Raw genomic sequence first — 16,985 nt, 5'->3', positions numbered from 1 at the left:
GCCCTTCCCTAAGCTCAGACCGACGAGGAGAGATTGAGGCGCCGGATATTCCCTGGCGCCTCGTTCATGTATACATCATGCGGCCGGAAAAGTGGCGAGGGAAATGATGACGAAGATGAATTACGTTCTGACCGTAACCTGCAAGTCCACCAGGGGCATTGTGGCCGCGATCTCCGGATACCTTACGGAGAAGGGTTGCAACATCATCGATAGTTCGCAGTTCGACGATCTGGACACCGGCAAATTCTTCATGCGCGTCTCCTTCATTTCCGAGGAGGGCGTCAGCCGCCCCGCCCTGATCGAGGGCTTTGAGCCCGTCGCGAAGAAATTCGGCATGGAATGGGACATCCACGACGCGGCCGAGCGCATGAAGGTGCTGCTGATGGTCTCGCGCTTCGGCCACTGCCTCAACGATCTGCTCTACCGCTGGAAGATCGGCGCCCTGCCGATCGAGATCGTCGGCGTCGTCTCCAACCATTTCGATTATCAGAAGGTCGTCGTCAACCACGACATTCCCTTCCACCATGTCAAGGTGACGAAGGAAAACAAACCGCAGGCCGAAGCCCAGCTCCTGGATCTGGTCGAACAGACGGGCACGGAACTCATCGTGCTCGCCCGCTACATGCAGGTGCTTTCCGACCAGCTCTGCGCGAAAATGTCGGGCCGGATCATCAATATCCACCATTCCTTCCTGCCGAGCTTCAAGGGCGCGAACCCTTACAAGCAGGCCTATCAGCGAGGCGTCAAGCTGATCGGCGCCACGGCGCACTACGTCACGGCCGATCTGGACGAAGGCCCGATCATCGAGCAGGACACGGTGCGCATCACCCATACGCAGTCGCCCGATGACTATGTTTCGCTCGGCCGCGACGTGGAGGCGCAGGTACTCGCCCGCGCCATCCATGCGCATATACACCATCGCACCTTCATCAACGGCAACCGCACCGTCGTCTTCCCGCCGAGCCCTGGAAGCTACGCCTCCGAACGCATGGGCTGATAGACCTATGGACGCGCGGTTGCGGCGCGCTATCCTCTCCGGGAACATTTGTTTCCGGAGCGGTGCATGTCCGATGCCTTTCCTGTCGATGGCGAAACTGACGGCCGAGCCATATCGGCCGAAGAGGTGGAGGCTGTGCTCAGGGACCACTATGGGCTTTCCGGCACGATAAACTCGATCGCCGGAAGACGGCATCCCTATTTCCTGATCGACAACGGCCATATGCGCTATCTCCTGAAGGCAGCGCCCGCCGACGATCCTGAACAGGATGTCGAAGGGGAACATGCGCTGATGCGGCATGTCGCCCGCAGTCCGGATGGACCGCGAGTGCCGGAGCCGGTCGCCGCACGGGAAAATGGAGATGTGGTTCGGCTTTCCCTTGCCGATAAGGAATATCGGGTACGCCTCCTCACCTTTCTCGACGGTTCGCCGCCGCCCACCGAAGGCCCCTTCTCCGAGGAGGCCATCGCCGCCTTCGGCACGCTCTCGGCGGCGCTGACCAAGAGCCTCGAAGGCTTCGAACATCCCGTGCTCGACCGCGTGCCGGAGCTCGATCTGCGGCGCGCCGGACCGTTGGTGGTCGAGCTTCTGTCCACCGTCGAGGACCATTCGGCGCGTGACATGATTGCCAAGGCCATGGTCACGTCGCTTAGGCGCATTCAACCGCTCGGAGCGAAACTGCGCATCCAGCCCTCCCATCAGAACCTCACCGGCTTGTCGGTGGTGGGAGACATAAGGGAAGGAGATTGGCGTCCAGACGGTTTGACGGATTTCACCGGCATTGCCCGCGGCTGGCTCGTGGCGGGCCTTGCCACGAGCTGTGCTTTCCTGCTTCAGCGCAATGGCGGCGATCCCTTCGCCATCCTGCCGGCGGCGCGTGCCTATCATGCGCTTTATCCGCTGACGGAAGCCGAATTGGAGGCCCTGTGGCCCCTGGTGGTAATCCGCATCGCCCTGACGGCCGCGACTGCCGAGCACAGGCACGCGGCCGATCCGGAAAGCTACGAGGCGGCGGCAGAGGCAGAGGAAAGGCGGAGCCTTCTCGCGAAAGTCGCGGAAGCCTCGCCCGCCCTGATGAGCGCGGCCATCCTCGATGCCTGCGGCATAGCCAAGACCATGCCGGTTATCGGGCGGCTGCTGCCGGAAATCGATCCCGACCGCATACGGCTGGTCGATCTCGGCATGACCAGCGCACATTTCCGGGAAGGAAACTGGGCCGAGCCGGAAATAGACTGGAAACTGCTTGCGCATGTCGCGTGGGAAACCGGCATGGGCAGCACCCGCTACGGCGAATTCCGGCTGTCTCGCACGAAGACGAATACCCACGGCCGGCCGGAAAACTTCGCGCTGCATATCGATGTGTGCGTTCCTGCCGGAACAGTCGCGGCCGCGCCTTTTTCCGGCAGGCTGAAGGCCGCCGGTCCAAGGCTGGTGCTTTCGGGCGCCGGGCTGACGCTCCATGCCGAGGGTCTCGCCTGCGAGCATGCGGAAGACACCGAGCTTGCCCCCGGCGATGCGATCGGCACCGTCGCCGGGGCGGAGGGTTCCGTCGGAGGGTTGAGACTGCGTCTCTGCCGCGATCCGGAACTCGTACCTCCGCTGTTTTCGACAGCGGAGCAGGCGGGCATCTGGAGCATCGTCTGCCCCTCGCCTTCCGCCTTGCTCGGCATTGATATCGATGCACCTCAACCGGAGGAGCGGGCGCGGCTCGTGCGCGGCTGGCGTGAATACCTTTATGATGGCGCCGGCCGGCTTCTGCTCGATTTCAGCGGCGCAGCCGGCCTTGTCGGCCATAGCCGGAGGGAACTAGCATCCGCAGCGGAACGGCAATTGCTGTTGCTCGACGCTGCACCGGAAAAAGCCTCCCATGCGGAGGAGGAATATCGCCGGCGGATGGCTGCCCTTCTTCCGGATGAACTCGATAGAGCCTTCTTTACCGAGAGCCCCGCGGCCGCGGCCCAACTCGTGGTGGAGCTGAAGGCGGGCCGGGACGACCTTGCGGTCGCCGACGAGACAGCCACCGGCTATGGCCGGCTCGGCCACTATGCCTGGGCCTTTGAGGAAACGGGGCTCGTGCCGGATATCCTGATCGCCGGGAGCCCTGCGGCAACCGGCTTTGTCGGTGTGTTCACCAGAAGCGAAATCGCGGCCGGACATCTTGACGAGCGAACACCGCGCTCGATCGGTGCAGCGAGTTTTGCTATGGCGAATGCCGCACTGGAACTCCTGGAAAAGGAAGCGCTTCGGGAAAATGCCCGCGAGACCGGTGCCTATCTCAAGACTTTTCTTGAACGTTTCTCCGAACGCTTTCCAACGGTCGTGGCCGTTCACGGCAATGGGCTTGATCTTGCAATCGATTATGACGGTGACGCCGAGGCCCTTGGCGCAAGATTGCGCCGGAACGGAGTGCTGGTGACCAACGAAGGTACCGGTCGGCTTCCGCTGCGCCCACCGCTCTGCCTGGCACCGGAAAGCGCCTATTTCTTCATTGAGATCCTGGAGGACATCCTCTCGGAAAGTTGAGGGATGGAAACCGCCGCCGAAGGAGATTTCCTCCCTCCGATCTTGTTCGGGCTGCTTCTCATCCTATCTAAGGGCTGACGGACGAAGGTCGCCCAATTGCGAATGAGATTTCACAATTCCGCCCTTTTCTTGTCATGCTACAGAAAAAAATTCTATGTAGCGTGTTTTTCGTTGATTGCATCGATGGATTCGCATACATTCCGCTTCGTCGAGATCGGCGAATCCGCTCGACAGAGGCGCAACCACCACACTGGGGAGAGTGACATGAATAAAATGATCCGCGTCGCCACCAGCTCTGGTCAAGCCGCGTTTAAAGTGAATGGCACGGGACCCTGCTCCCTTCCGTGCTGTCGAATGTAACGCTCCGGTTCAATCGTTCCAGAAAATTCATTCGCAGAGCTGCCTCGGCAGCCACAGCGGGAGTCTGTTCCATGCAGAAGCAAGTTATTGAGTTCGGCGGCGAGCCCGTCGGCATCGTAGTCCCGGACCAGGACCGCCTGAAGTTCATTGCGGTCAAGTTCCACGTCATCGACCTCGACGAGCAGCGTTTCGATACGCCCGATCAGGTGCGTCTGGCGATCCGGGACCTCGTGCGCTCGCGCAACAATGTGCCGGCCGCCATTCACGCCTGATATTTCAAACCGAAGCAATTTACCAAACCGCCCGCATTGCTGCCGGGCGGTTTTTCATGTCCGGTGCCCAGGTCTTTCCGAGGTTCACGCGATTATTAGATGTTCCTTGAAGGAACAACCGCTTTTTTCTTGACATCCCTTATCCGCTTTAGCAAAAAAAGCGGATACCATTGGTCAGGTTTGACGGGTTGCGTAAGAATGCTGGTTTGCAGTTGCAATTACATTACCGAAAAGGAAATCAGGGACACTATCGTCCAGCTCCTTGATGAAGACTGTTGGCAGCTCATCGTACCCGCCAAAGTCTACCATGCCATGGCAAAACGCGGTCGCTGTTGCGGCTGCTTCCCGAACGTCGTCGATCTGATCATTCGTACGACGGAGGATTATCACGCCCACCGCCACTCGACGGAAGCCGAGGTTGTCGTTTATATGTCCCGCTTGAAAGAATTCCATGAGGAAAACAGGAGAGCGGACATTGAAAGGCGACTCAAAAGTCATCGAGCAGCTTAACGAGGCACTGTTCCTGGAGCTTGGCGCCGTCAACCAATATTGGTTGCATTACCGCCTTCTCGAGGACTGGGGCTATACCAAGCTCGCAAAGAAGGAACGCGCCGAATCGATCGAAGAGATGCATCACGCCGACAAGCTGATCGAGCGCATCATCTTCCTTGAGGGCCATCCGAACCTGCAGACCGTCGGACCGCTGCGCATCGGCCAGAACGTCAAGGAAGTTCTGGAAGCCGATCTTGCCGGCGAATATGATGCCCGCACGGCATACAAGGCCTCTCGTGATATCTGTCACGCGGCGGGAGACTATGTTTCCATGAAGCTGTTCGAAGAACTGCTTGCCGACGAGGAAGGCCATATCGACTTCCTGGAGACCCAGCTCGAACTTCTCGAAAAGATCGGTGAAGAGAAGTACGGCCAGCTTAACGCCGACTCGGCCGATTCCGCAGAATAATTTGCTGAGAACGAAGTCCGGCGGGCAATCTGCTCCGCCGGGCTCATGCTCTCGGCTCACGCAGCCGCCTGAGCCAGATGGGCAAATTCGGCCACCACCTGATCGTAGACCGCTCGCTTGAAGGGTACGATAAGCCCAGGCAGATCAGCCATCGGCTTCCACTCCCAGGCATCGAATTCCGGCTCATGTCCACCCGGTGGCGGGTTGATGGAAATCTCGCTTTCATCCCCTTCGAAACGAAACGCAAACCAGCGCTGCGTCTGGCCGCGATACTTTCCCTTGAGGCCGATGCCGATCAGTTGCGGCGGCAGATCGTAATTGATCCAGTCCCTCGACTGAGCAAGCAGCGAAACGGAGCGGATACCGGTTTCCTCGTAGAGTTCCCGATAGGCAGCCGCGAGTGGGTCCTCACCCTTGTCGATACCCCCCTGGGGCATCTGCCAAAGCTGCGGCGAGCCGTCATACTCGGTATTTCCTTCGGCAATCCGGCGGCCGGCCCATACCAGCCCCTCCCGGTTCAAAACCATCACGCCGACGCAAGGCCGATAGGGAAGGTCTTCCGGTCTCACGGATTTCTTGCCACCGTTATTCATCTCGTTTTCTGCCTCGTTTAGATTGAATAGGTGTAGCTGCGGCTCAATTCCCTTGCGCCTTCGCAGGATCGGTCACCAGCGCGGATATCCCGACGATTTCGATGCCCCGCCGCTCGGCCTCTGCGGCCCACTGGCGAATGGCTTCTATGCTCTCATCGAAAGCGGAGGCAACCCCGATCGCCGTCCCGTTTCGGCGCGCTATTCTCTCCAGATCGTCCAGTTTTCTCAACACCGCCTCTACCTGCAACTGTCCGTCGAGCGTCACATCTGCGAAAGCGTGCGGCAGTTCGATCGCCTTCGCGATGTTCCCGCTTGCCGATTGCGTCGAAGAACCATCGTCGAGAAACAGCAAGCCGCGGCTCGCAATGTCGCGCAGAACAGGCTCCAGCGCATCGGCATCGGCGAGGTAGCGGCCGCCGAGATAGTTCATGATGCCCGTGTAATTGGTGATCGTGCCCATGGCTTCGTGCAGCCGGGCGAGATTTTCCCCGGCCGGGGCATCGGCCAGAAGCGTCGAGGGGCCTGGATCATTGTTCGGATAGCCGAAAGGTTCGAGCGGAACCTGTATGAGTATCTCATGGCCGCTGCGGCGCGCTTCCTGCATCCATCGCTGAAGGCTGTTGCCGGTGGCCGCAAAGGCGAGCGTCACGCCTCCGGGCAATTCCTTGATGGCCTTCTGGGAGCCAGTCTGGCTGAGCCCCAGACCTCCCACCACGATGGCGACGCGCGTGCCGCGAGCGCCGGACCAGGGCCGCGCATATTGATCCATGGGGCGCAGGCCATCCGTGCCGATTACGGGCAAACGGCCATGGGGCGTCTCCTCGAGCAGCGCTTCATTCGGCAAGGCGGCCATTCGCGGATCCTGGCCGATCCGTGGCGTATCGATCAACACCGGTCCTTCGCCTTGACGCCGGCGAGGCGTGTATTTGGTCACCACCACCCCGTCATCGGTGAGCGTCCGCTCAACGCTGGCCCCGGAATGAGGGCTCGATCGGGGCAGGCCGTTACTTGCGAGGTCGCTGGAGTCTGAGGCAATCTTTTCGGCCGCATTCTCTGCCGGTTCGACGGGCGGCAAGGAGGCGTCTTCCGACACCTGCCTCAGCGCTTCATCGCCCCGCATCGCATAAAGGGAAAGTCCCAGAATGCCGACGATGCCGAAAACGGCCAGCAGAAAGATCGGGCGGAACATCCTTGTCCGCCGCCGGCCGGACGGCCGGTTCTGTCCCAGCGGTGCATGGAGATCGGTGCCCAAGGATTTGATGACCTCAAGAAGAAGCCGGCTCTAGGCCGGCTTCCCATCGGATTACTGCTTGACGGCTGCAGCCGCCTTTTCCGGGTTCGGCGGGAAGGAGGGGTCCGTCTTCCTGCCATGCAGGAGATCGAGCGCATAATTGAGCTGGATATCATCCTTGGCTTCCGGCGGCACATAGGCGACGGAGCCCGAGCCTTCGTCGGTCTCGTTCTGGCCCTGGATATGCCCGCGGAGGCTCGATTCACCTTCGGCGCGCACCCTGCCCTGCAACTCTTCCGGCAGGGGCTGCTCGACCTTGACGTCCGGCTCGATGCCGGTGCCTTGGATCGATTTACCCGACGGCGTGTAGTAAAGCGCCGTCGTCAACCGAAGAGCGCCCGCATCTGCAAGCGGGATGATCGTCTGGACCGATCCCTTGCCGAAGGAGCGGGTGCCGACTACGGTTGCCCGGCGCAGATCCTGCAGGGCACCCGCCACGATTTCCGAGGCCGAGGCGGAGCCGCCGTTGATGAGCACGATCACCGGCTTTCCATCCGTCAGGTCGCCCGGTCCGGCATTGAAGCGACGGGTCTCGTCGGCATTGCGGCCGCGCGTGGAAACCACTTCGCCACGCTCCAGGAAGGCATCGGAAACATTGATCGCCTGGTCGAGAAGACCGCCTGGATTGAGCCTAAGATCGAGAACGTAGCCTTTCAGCTTGTCGGCCGGCACGTCCGCCTTGATCTTCTGGATCGCCTTTTCCAGATCGTCATAGGTCTTTTCCGTGAAGGAGATCACGCGCAGATAACCGACATCCTCGCCCTCGACGCGGGATTTAACGGCACGCACGGCGATGATATCGCGTACGACGGTGATCTCGAGCGGCTTGTCGGCACCCTGGCGGATGACCGTCAGCTTGATCGGCGTGTTGACCGCGCCGCGCATCTTCTCGACCGCGTCTTCGAGCTTGAGGCCGCGAACCGGCGCGCCGTCGATTTCGGAAATGAAGTCGCCTGCCAGAATGCCGGCACGCGCTGCGGGCGTGTCGTCGATCGGCGCGATCACCTTGACGAGCTCGTTTTCCATCGTGACTTCGATGCCAAGCCCGCCGAACTCGCCGCGCGTCTGCGTGCGCATGTCCTCGGCATCCTTGGAGTTCATGAAGCTGGAATGCGGATCCAGCGAAGTCAGCATGCCGTTGATGGCATTCTCGACGAGCTTCTGCTCATCCGGCGGCGTCACGTACTGCGCCCGAACGCGCTCGAAAACATCGCCAAAAATCGACAGCTCGCGATAGGTCGAGGGGCCGGCCGCCTGCGCCGGCACTCCGGCCGAGTAAATCATGCTCATCGCGGTCGCCCCCATGAGCGCGCCGACGATGACGAGAGAAGCCCTACGAATCATTTCGTGCCCTTCCAGTTTCCTGCGCGGTCCACCACGGTCTCGAATCGACCGGCGTGCCGTCCTTTCTGAATTCAATGTAAAGCGTTGGCCGCTCGGTTTCCAGCGCCAATGCCGTTGCGCTTGCCACTCTTTTCTGTCCCATCACCGCGATGGGTTCGCCGGAAAAGACGAATTTTCCCTGCCTCACGTTCACTTCGTCCATGCCGGAAAGGACCAGGTGGTAACCGTCTCCGGCATTGAGGATGATCATCTGACCGTAGCTCCTGAAGGCGCCGGCGAAAACGACCAGGCCATCGGCCGGCGCCGTCACCACCGAACCCGGATTGGAGGCAACGGTGATGCCCCTGGCGGTATGTCCGGTCCCGTCCGCGTCGCCATACTGACGCAGGACGTCGCCGGCGACCGGAAGCTCCAGCTTCTGCCTCAGGCTCGAAAACGCATATGCGGGGGTAATGCGGTTTTTGTCGGGCATGCCGCTCTCGGCAAGCTCCTTCGCCCTGTCGCGTTCGGCCTGAGAAAGCCGCTTTTGGCGCTCCTCCTCCCGGCGGGCCTGCTCCATTGCCTCGCGCACCGAGGCGATTTCACCCTCGAGCGAGCTGATAAGGCCTTCGAGCGATGTGGCACGACCAGCGAGCTCCTCGGAACGATGTCGTTCCGCCTCCAGCTCGGCCGTGCTTTTCTGGTTCAGCTTTTCATTTTCCGCGAGAAGAAGATCCATGCGCTTTTCTTCTTCCAGGCTCGCGGCGATGGTACCGGCAACCGCGGTCTTTTCATCGACCGCTTCGGCCTGGAGGTCGGCCAGCGCCTGAAGATCGACCACCAGTTTCTCGGTCTCGGCACGCATTCCCGGAACGACCGCGCCGAGCAGGATAGCGCTGCGCACCGAGGCGAGCGCGTCTTCCGGCGTGACCAGAAGCGCCGGCGGCGGATTGCGCCCCATGCGCTGCAGGGCGGCGAGCACTTCCGCGAGAACCGCCCGCCGCTCCTTCAAGGAGCCGCGGATGACGCCTTCCTGGACGTGCAGCCGCGCGAGCCTCTGTTCGCTCGCCAGGATTTGATTTTCCAACTCCTTCCGGCGAGCCGCGGAATCGATGAGCGCCTGGCGCAGATTGGTCGCGGTCTTTTCGAGCTCGGCGATATTCTGTTCGATCGCCGCAGCCTTTTCCTCCGAAATCGTGATCGTGCGCGTCAGTTCCTCCAGTTCGCCGCGCGTTTCGTCGCGCTTGCGCTGAAGATCGGTCGAAGGATCTGCGGGGGTGGCTGGAGTGGACGGTGCGGCTGCGGCGGGCGCTTGCTCGGTGACCTGAGCCAGTGCCACGGATGAAGCAGAACCGGCAAGACAGGCCAAGCCGAGGCCTGCCGCGATGAGCGGCAGGGCGCGCCTGGGAAATTGCGAAGCCGGTGGTTTCATGCCCGTTCCGATAAGGCTGGATCGCTTGAAGCGTCTCAAGGCTAAGCTGATTTGTCGCTCAAGGCCAGAAACAAGATTGTGTTTGCCGTTCACGCCCGGTGATAGGGATGGCCTGCGAGAATGGTGACGGCCCTGTAGAGCTGCTCGGCGATCAGGATACGCACGAGCTGGTGCGGCCAGGTCATGCTCCCGAGGTTCAGGACCGCGTCCGCTCGGCTTCGAAGCTCCGGATCGAGTCCGTCGGCGCCGCCGATCGCCAGCATCATGTCGCGCTTGCCCCCGTCGCGGTAACGGCCGATCAACTCCGCGAATGCCTCGCTGTCGAGGCTCTTGCCTCGTTCGTCGAGCAGGATGAGGACGGCACCTTCCGGAAGCGATTTTTCGAGCCCCGCCGCTTCCTCGCGTTTGCGGGTTTCGGCATTGGCCGCGCGGCTTTCTGCGATCTCGATCTGCTTGGCCAATTCAAGTCCCACCGCCGGCCCTGCCTTGGCGAAGCGGTCGATATAACGGGACGCAAGTTCCTTTTCGGGTCCGGCTTTCAGCCGTCCCACGGCAAAGAGGCTTATCCGCATGTCCTGTCCTGATGATTTTGGCGGTCGAATTCCTTATGGCGCCGAGCCTACGCCCGACCACCAGGATCTGACCTTCGATCCGATCGGCTCAGGACAAGCCTAAGCCCGATCAGTGTAGCAGCGCGCCTTCCTCGATATCCGGAGCGGCCCACATCTTTTCGATGTTGTAGAACTCGCGGATTTCGGGGCGGAACACATGGATGATGATGTCACCGGTGTCAATCAGCACCCAATCGCCCGTCTCCAGGCCCTCGACTCGGGCACTTCCATACCCTTCGTCCTTGAGGTCCGAGATCAGGTGATCGCAGATCGCCGTGACATGCCGGCTCGATCGTCCGGAGACAACGACCATGTAGTCCCCGAGCGCAGATTTTCCGGCGATGTTGATGGTGACGATATCTTCGGCTTTGGAGTCCTCGAGGCTTGCGAGGACCAGTTCTAGAGCGCGGGCGGCGGCATCGGCGCCACGTTCCAGGCTCTGCGGGAGGACGGAGGCCATCTTTCCCTTTGCGTGCACTGTTGTCAGGGGTCTTCCTTTCTTCCGTAACAGTTACAGGCATTCCCGGCGAATCCGGTATGATCCGGGCCGCCTGTTCAGAAGGTGGCATCGAATTGGCGATCTTTCAAGAGATGGTGCCAAAAGGTGAAGGGGAGAGACGGGAAACCATGCCTGGTATCATTCGGCGGCCGGTTTTTCGTGACTTTTGCCCGTTTCCCAGCCATTTGCCCGGATTGCGGTGGAACTCAGCGCCGACCTGGGCCCGTGAATGAAGGTCCAGGCCGGAGCCCGCTTCTTCCAGAGCACGCCCGCATCATCCTCGTCAACGCGGGCATAATCGAAAGCACGGGCCATCCGCGAAGACAGGAACGACAATGTCGAGCCTGGCCGATCTATGACGGCGATCGGGAAGGTGCAGGCGATCTGCCGCCACTTCTGCCATTGATGAAAGGTCTTGAGGCTGTCCGCACCCATGATCCAGATGAAGCGGATATCCGGGTTGCGCGCCTTGACGAAGGCGAGCGTCCTGGCCGTATAGGCGCTGTCGAGGCTCTTTTCGAAGGCGGTGACCTTGATCCGCGGATCGTGAACCAACCGTTCGCTCATGGCGAGCCGGTCTTCGAGCGAAGCGAGTTCACTGCGGCTCTTCAAGGGGTTTCCGGGCGTCACCATCCACCAGAGCTGATCGAGACCGAGCCGCCGAAGCGCGATCTCCGCGACCAGCAGGTGCCCCTCATGCGGCGGATTGAAGGAGCCGCCGAAAAGCCCGACGACCATGCCGCGCTCCACATGCGGCATGACAAGATAGCGTCGGTCTGTTCGTTCCCCCTCCACGTGATGTCAGGGCCGTATCTGCCCGGTGCCATGCACGCGGTACTTGAACGAAGTGAGCTGCTCGACACCTACGGGCCCACGGGCATGCATCTTGCCGGTGGAAATGCCGATCTCGCCTCCCATGCCGAATTCCCCGCCATCGGCGAACTGCGTCGAGGCATTGTGCAGCAGGATCGCCGAGTCGAGCTCGTTGAAGAAGCGTTCCACCACCTTGGAGTCTTCCGCGATCACCGCCTCGGTATGGTTGGAGGAATAGGTATTGATGTGGCGGATGGCGCCGGAAATGCCGTCGACGATCGCGACCGAGATGACCGCATCGAGATATTCGGTACGCCAATCTTCCTCAGTCGCCGGCTTGAGGCCAGGGAAGACCTTCAGCACCGCCGAGGAAGCGCGGATTTCGCAGCCCGCCTCCGTCAGCGCTTCCAGGACCGGCATCAGGTGCGTGCCGATAGCCGCGCTGTCGACCAGCAGGGTCTCGGCCGCGCCGCAAATGCCGGTGCGGCGCATCTTGGCGTTGACGACGATCTTCCTGGCCATTTCGAGATCGGCAGAAGCGTCCACATAGATGTGGCAAAGGCCTTCGAGGTGAGCGAAGACCGGCACACGGGCCTCGTTCTGAACGCGTGCGACGAGGCTTTTGCCCCCGCGCGGCACGATCACGTCGATCGCGCCGCCGAGACCGGACAGCATGGCGCCGACCGCCGCACGATCGGTCGTGGGCACGACCTGGATCGCATGTTCCGGAAGGCCCGCAGCCTTCAGCCCCTCGACCAGGCAGGCATGGATCGCCTGGGACGAATGGATGGAATCCGATCCGCCGCGCAGAATCACCGCATTGCCGGCCTTGAGGCAGAGCGCACCGGCATCGGCGGTCACGTTGGGGCGGCTCTCGTATATCACCCCGATGACGCCGAGCGGCGTGCGTACCCGTTCGATCTTCAATCCGTTCGGGCGGTCCCAGGCGGCGATCACATCACCGACCGGGTCCTTCAGAGCGGCGATCTCGCGAAGCGCCTGCGCCATGTCGGAAATACGCTTTTCGGTCAGCGTCAGGCGATCGACGAACGAGGGTAAGAGCCCCTTGCCTTCGGTATTCTTCAGGTCCGCCGCGTTCGCGGCGAGTATCTTGTCCCGGGACGCCAGGATCGCATCGGCCATGGCAAGGAGGGCCTTGTCCTTTGCCTCGGTGCCGGCCGTCGCGAGCGCCCGCGCAGCCGCCTTGGCGTTGCTGCCGATCTCGTCCATGATGGCCGTCACATCCGTCATCGCGACCCTGTCAAGCATGAGCGGCATCCTCCTTGTGATCCTCTTTACGGGCCTTGCGTCCGGCCGGTGCGGTCATCACCAGATCATCGCGATGGACCATGGCGGCACGCCCCGCATAGCCAAGCACCGCCTCGATCTCGCTGGATTTACGGCCGGTGATCTGGCGCGCCTCCTCGGCATCGTAGCTCACCAGCCCGCGGGCGATCTCCCGGCCGTCCGACCCGATAATCGCGACCGTATCGCCGCGGTGGAAATTGCCTTCGATGCGGCGCACGCCGGCCGGCAAGAGGCTCTTGCCGCTGCCGAGGGCGGTTTCCGCGCCCGCATCCACGAAAAGTTCCCCGGCCGGCTGAAGCTGCCCGGCGATCCAGGTCTTGCGTGCCGTCACCGGCGTGCCGGAAGGCGCAAACCAGGAGGAGCGCCCCCCTTCCTCGATCGCCTTCAGCGGATGATCGGTCTTGCCGGAAGCAATGATCATCGCGCAACCTGCGCCGGTCGCAATCTTTCCGGCATCGATCTTGGTCCGCATGCCGCCGCGCGAAAGCTCCGAGGCCGCGCCCCCCGCCATAGCCTCGATCTCGGGCGTGATGGCCGATACGATGTCCAGGAATTTCGCGTTTGGATCGAGATGCGGCGGAGCCGTGTAGAGGCCGTCGATATCGGAAAGCAGGACGAGAAGGTCCGCTCCGGTCATGGTTGCGACGCGCGCCGCCAACCTGTCATTGTCCCCATACCGGATCTCCGAGGTCGCGACCGTGTCGTTTTCGTTGATGATCGGCACGGCGCCGATCTTCAGGAGCTGGCTGATCGTCGCGCGCGCATTCAGATAGCGGCGGCGCTCTTCGGTATCCCCGAGCGTCAACAGGATCTGACCGGCGACGATATCGTCCCTCGACAGGCTTTCCGACCAGGCGCGGGCGAGCGCAATCTGGCCGACGGCGGCGGCGGCCTGGCTTTCCTCGAGCTTCAAGGCCCCGGAAGGCAGATCGAGGACCGTGCGGCCAAGGGCAATTGCGCCCGAGGACACGACCAGCACATCGACATTCTGTTTCCTCAGCGCGGCGATGTCGGCGCAGATCGCGTCGAGCCAAGCCTTCTTCAATCCGCTCTTGCGATCGACAAGCAGGGCCGATCCGATCTTGATGACGATCCGGCGATGACTGGCGAGCGGCTTGCGGGCGACGCTCATTGCGCCTCCTCCTCGCTGCCGTCCTGGAACGGTACCGAGCGGTCCGGCAGCGTCGTCTCTTCGCCTGCGCTCGCCTCGACGATCACGTCGCGGAGCGCACGAAGAACCTCCGTCATGCCCTTGTTGGTGACTGCGGAGATCAGGAAGGGTTTCTGCCCACTCGCCTTTTCCAGTTCCTTGGCCTTTTTCTTGAGCTCGGCCTCGTCCAGCACATCGATTTGCGAGAGGGCCACGACCACCGGCTTGTCGATCAATCCCCCGCCATAGGCCTCCAGCTCATGCTTCACTGTCTTATAGGCCTTGCCGACGTTTTCCTCCTGTGCCGAAACGAGGTGCAGCAACACCCGGGTGCGCTCCACATGGCCGAGGAATCGGTCGCCGATGCCCACGCCTTCATGGGCGCCTTCGATCAGCCCCGGAATATCGGCCAGCACGAATTCGCGACCGTCGATGGTCGCAACTCCCAGATTGGGATGCAGCGTGGTGAAAGGATAATTGGCGATCTTCGGCCGCGCCCGCGTGACGGTCGCCAGGAAGGTCGACTTGCCGGCATTTGGCAGGCCGACAAGACCGGCATCCGCAATCAGCTTGAGCCGCAGCCAGATCGTCTTCTCTTCCCCTTCGAGACCGGGATTGGCCCAGTTCGGCGCCTGGTTGGTGGAGGACTTGAAATAAGCGTTTCCGAAGCCGCCATTGCCGCCCTTCGCAAGGCGAAACCGCTGGCCTTCCTTGGTCATGTCGACGATCAGCGTCTCGCTGTCTTCCTCGAAGATCTGCGTGCCGACCGGCACTTTCAGCGTCACGTCGGCACCGTTCGCGCCGGTGCGGTTGCGGCCCATACCGTGCGTGCCGGTCTTGGCCTTGAAGTGTTGCTGGTAGCGGAAGTCGATCAGCGTATTGAGACCGTTTACCGCTTCGACCCAGACATCGCCGCCGCGCCCGCCGTCGCCGCCGTCCGGACCTCCGAACTCGATGAACTTTTCACGCCGGAACGAGACCGCGCCCGCGCCGCCGTCGCCAGAGCGTATGTAGACCTTTGTCTCGTCGAGAAATTTCATCTGCTGGGAAGTCCTGTCTTTGTCGGCGCCTGACGTTTAGGCAATCGGTGGATTTCGTATCGCCGGTTAAGGCGAAGGTCAAAGACTATCACGAAGTCCGCAAGCCATTATATCAATCGGAAATGGCATGGGCGTCGCTCTGCAGCCAGCGGAGGCTTGCCTCCGCCGGCTGTTTTGGAAGCGTCACGGTCGGCTGGAGAACCGCAGGTTCCGGGCATCCAGAACGGTTTTGATATGTGGCGCCATGCTGTTGCGGGACAGGCTGAAAAGCTGGCTGGCATCGACGATGTTGAAGCCGAGCTTCGTCTGCACCCGCAGTGAAGCAATGTTGTCGGCAAAGGCCCCGGAGTGAAGCTTGGTTTCCGGCATGCGCCGGAAGAAGCGCTCCAACACCGCGCCTGCCGCTTCCGTCATATAGCCACGGCCCCAGTAGAAGCGGTTCAGCCAATAGCCGAGATGCCACAGCCCATGCCTCAATTCGATGCCGACAACGCCGATATGGACGTCGTCGCCGGTCGTAATTGCGAGCGCCCATTCGTTGAGGTCGCCGGAAATCCGCGGAACGAGCCAATCCAGTGCATCCTGCCTGTCATAGGGCTGTGGCACGCGCGAAAGCATGCGGCTCACCTGAAAGTCCGCAAGCGATTCCGCAATGCTTGCCGCATCGCTCATTCGGTGGGGCCTCAGCACCAGCCGGCCCGTGGAGATGACGGGGCAGGGCCCCGGCATCGGACGGGTTACGACCCGCCTTTCCAGAACGGCGGCGTTCATCTGAGTTCCCCCCAGCTTCTCAGCGACATCCAGGTCTTGCGATCGAGCCTGTACCATTCGACGGCGATCATGCCGCCCAGCGCCAGCGAGCCTACCATGCCGCTGCCCTGAAACTGGAAGCCCGATTTCTGGATGACCCGGCGGGACGCGACATTGGTGACCCGGCAGCGCGCATCGATATATTCGATCTCGCGGGTCCGGAAAGCCATGTCGATCAACACATGGGCGGCCTCGGTGGCATAGCCCTGATTCCAATAGGGCTCGCCGAGCCAGTAACCGATTTCCAGCGCCTTTTCGTCTTCCTGTGGCTCCAGCGCGCAGCAGCCCAGGAAGGCGCCGTTGTCGGCTCGCGTGATGGCATAGACGCACTTGCCAATCTCGCCGTTTTTCGCGCGTCGCACGAAATCGGCTGCGTCTTTTGCCGTATAGGGATGCGGCATACGCGATACCATGGTCGCGATATTCGCATTGTTGGCGAGATGGGCAAGGGCGTCGATGTCTTCTTCGTGGGGGGCTCGCAGAACCAATCTCTGCGACAGTAAGACGGGGCAATCGCGCCTCGACCGCTCCGGCCGTAGCCGTTCCTCTGGCGGCCGGGATTGGCTCGCCCTCAACAATTCGCCTTGCATGTTCAGTCCTCCTGTTGGGGGTAAAGAAAAAGGGAAGATGGTGGTGTCCCATCTTCCCTTTTTTCTTACTGAACCTTGGACGTTCAGCCGGGTCGATGTGACACCGGCTGCTTAAGAACGCTTACCGGCTTTATTCTGCTGCTTCGGCTTTCGGCATTACGGACACGTACACTCGGCCGTTGGCCTTCGTACGGTAGTTCACATTGCCGGCCGTAAGCGCAAAAATCGTGTGGTCCTTGCCGAGGCCGACGTTCTGACCCGGATGCCACTGCGTGCCGCGCTGACGCACGATAATGTTGCCTGCGATGACGGCTTCGCCGCCGAACTTCTTCACGCCAAGGCGCTTGGATTCGGAATCGCGACCGTTACGCGACGAACCGCCAGCTTTCTTATGTGCCATTGGTGTTCTCCT

18 protein-coding genes are annotated in these 16,985 nt (G+C 61.5%); 5 read left to right on the top strand and 13 right to left on the bottom strand.

The window, feature by feature from the left end:
* The first annotated feature begins 106 nt into the window (after positions 1 to 106).
* The 5 genes from purU (at position 107) to bfr (ending at position 5,113) form a co-directional block, all read left to right on the top strand.
* Positions 107 to 997, top strand: a complete 891-nt coding sequence (gene purU, locus YH62_RS23890; RefSeq protein WP_046796831.1) for a formyltetrahydrofolate deformylase — start codon at positions 107 to 109, stop codon at positions 995 to 997.
* 66 nt (positions 998 to 1,063) lie between these two features.
* A complete protein-coding gene (locus YH62_RS23885) occupies positions 1,064 to 3,520 on the top strand; it encodes an aminotransferase class III-fold pyridoxal phosphate-dependent enzyme (RefSeq protein ID WP_046796802.1) in 2,457 nt (818 codons plus the stop codon).
* Positions 3,521 to 3,951: 431 nt separating this feature from the next.
* Entirely contained in the window at positions 3,952 to 4,152 is a 201-nt protein-coding gene (locus tag YH62_RS23880) for a hypothetical protein (protein WP_046796801.1), read from the top strand.
* Between the two features lie 99 nt (positions 4,153 to 4,251).
* On the top strand, positions 4,252 to 4,662 hold the full coding sequence (locus YH62_RS30855) for a hypothetical protein (protein ID WP_082118477.1): 411 nt from the start codon (positions 4,252 to 4,254) through the stop codon (positions 4,660 to 4,662).
* Positions 4,628 to 5,113, top strand: a complete 486-nt coding sequence (gene bfr, locus YH62_RS23870) for a bacterioferritin (RefSeq protein ID WP_046796799.1) — start codon at positions 4,628 to 4,630, stop codon at positions 5,111 to 5,113. The genes YH62_RS30855 and bfr overlap by 35 nt, the downstream gene beginning before the upstream one ends.
* Positions 5,114 to 5,169: 56 nt before the next feature.
* On the opposite strand, the gene YH62_RS23865 is transcribed toward bfr, so the two are convergent.
* The 13 genes from YH62_RS23865 to rpmA form a co-directional block, all read right to left on the bottom strand.
* Entirely contained in the window at positions 5,170 to 5,706 is a 537-nt protein-coding gene (locus tag YH62_RS23865) for an RNA pyrophosphohydrolase (protein WP_046796798.1), read from the bottom strand.
* A 43-nt stretch (positions 5,707 to 5,749) separates the two neighbouring features.
* Positions 5,750 to 6,958 (bottom strand): divergent polysaccharide deacetylase family protein, encoded by a 1,209-nt coding sequence (locus tag YH62_RS23860; RefSeq protein WP_046796797.1) that lies wholly within the window; start codon positions 6,956 to 6,958, stop codon positions 5,750 to 5,752.
* Between the two features lie 51 nt (positions 6,959 to 7,009).
* The gene (locus tag YH62_RS23855; RefSeq protein ID WP_046796796.1) at positions 7,010 to 8,341 is read right to left on the bottom strand and encodes a S41 family peptidase; all 1,332 of its coding nucleotides are present in this window, start codon (positions 8,339 to 8,341) and stop codon (positions 7,010 to 7,012) included.
* Positions 8,331 to 9,752: a murein hydrolase activator EnvC gene (locus YH62_RS23850; protein WP_046796795.1), complete on the bottom strand. Its 1,422-nt coding sequence runs from the start codon at positions 9,750 to 9,752 to the stop codon at positions 8,331 to 8,333. Before YH62_RS23850 ends, YH62_RS23855 begins: the two co-directional genes overlap by 11 nt.
* Positions 9,753 to 9,841: 89 nt before the next feature.
* Positions 9,842 to 10,324 (bottom strand): 23S rRNA (pseudouridine(1915)-N(3))-methyltransferase RlmH, encoded by a 483-nt coding sequence (gene rlmH / locus YH62_RS23845; protein WP_046796794.1) that lies wholly within the window; start codon positions 10,322 to 10,324, stop codon positions 9,842 to 9,844.
* Between the two features lie 109 nt (positions 10,325 to 10,433).
* Entirely contained in the window at positions 10,434 to 10,823 is a 390-nt protein-coding gene (gene rsfS, locus YH62_RS23840) for a ribosome silencing factor (protein WP_046796793.1), read from the bottom strand.
* A 177-nt stretch (positions 10,824 to 11,000) separates the two neighbouring features.
* Positions 11,001 to 11,621 (bottom strand): nicotinate-nucleotide adenylyltransferase, encoded by a 621-nt coding sequence (locus YH62_RS23835; RefSeq protein ID WP_046796792.1) that lies wholly within the window; start codon positions 11,619 to 11,621, stop codon positions 11,001 to 11,003.
* Between the two features lie 42 nt (positions 11,622 to 11,663).
* Entirely contained in the window at positions 11,664 to 12,944 is a 1,281-nt protein-coding gene (locus YH62_RS23830) for a glutamate-5-semialdehyde dehydrogenase (protein ID WP_046796791.1), read from the bottom strand.
* Complete coding sequence (proB, locus tag YH62_RS23825) at positions 12,937 to 14,115, bottom strand: glutamate 5-kinase (protein WP_046796790.1); 1,179 nt, start codon at positions 14,113 to 14,115, stop codon at positions 12,937 to 12,939. The genes YH62_RS23830 and proB overlap by 8 nt, the downstream gene beginning before the upstream one ends.
* Positions 14,112 to 15,173, bottom strand: a complete 1,062-nt coding sequence (gene obgE / locus YH62_RS23820) for a GTPase ObgE (RefSeq protein ID WP_046796789.1) — start codon at positions 15,171 to 15,173, stop codon at positions 14,112 to 14,114. The genes proB and obgE overlap by 4 nt, the downstream gene beginning before the upstream one ends.
* 183 nt (positions 15,174 to 15,356) lie before the next feature.
* A complete protein-coding gene (locus YH62_RS23815; protein ID WP_046796788.1) occupies positions 15,357 to 15,944 on the bottom strand; it encodes a GNAT family N-acetyltransferase in 588 nt (195 codons plus the stop codon).
* On the bottom strand, positions 15,941 to 16,573 hold the full coding sequence (locus tag YH62_RS23810; RefSeq protein WP_046796787.1) for a GNAT family protein: 633 nt from the start codon (positions 16,571 to 16,573) through the stop codon (positions 15,941 to 15,943). The genes YH62_RS23815 and YH62_RS23810 overlap by 4 nt, the downstream gene beginning before the upstream one ends.
* A gap of 130 nt (positions 16,574 to 16,703) precedes the next feature.
* On the bottom strand, positions 16,704 to 16,973 hold the full coding sequence (rpmA, locus tag YH62_RS23805; RefSeq protein WP_046796786.1) for a 50S ribosomal protein L27: 270 nt from the start codon (positions 16,971 to 16,973) through the stop codon (positions 16,704 to 16,706).
* Positions 16,974 to 16,985: the final 12 nt, after the last annotated feature.

It is taken from the genome of Rhizobium sp. LC145, assembly GCF_001005825.1.
In the GTDB taxonomy this organism is placed as follows: Bacteria; Pseudomonadota; Alphaproteobacteria; order Rhizobiales; family Rhizobiaceae; genus Neorhizobium.
Note: the sequence above shows the minus strand (reverse complement) of the source record. Positions and strands in the feature narration are given on the sequence as shown.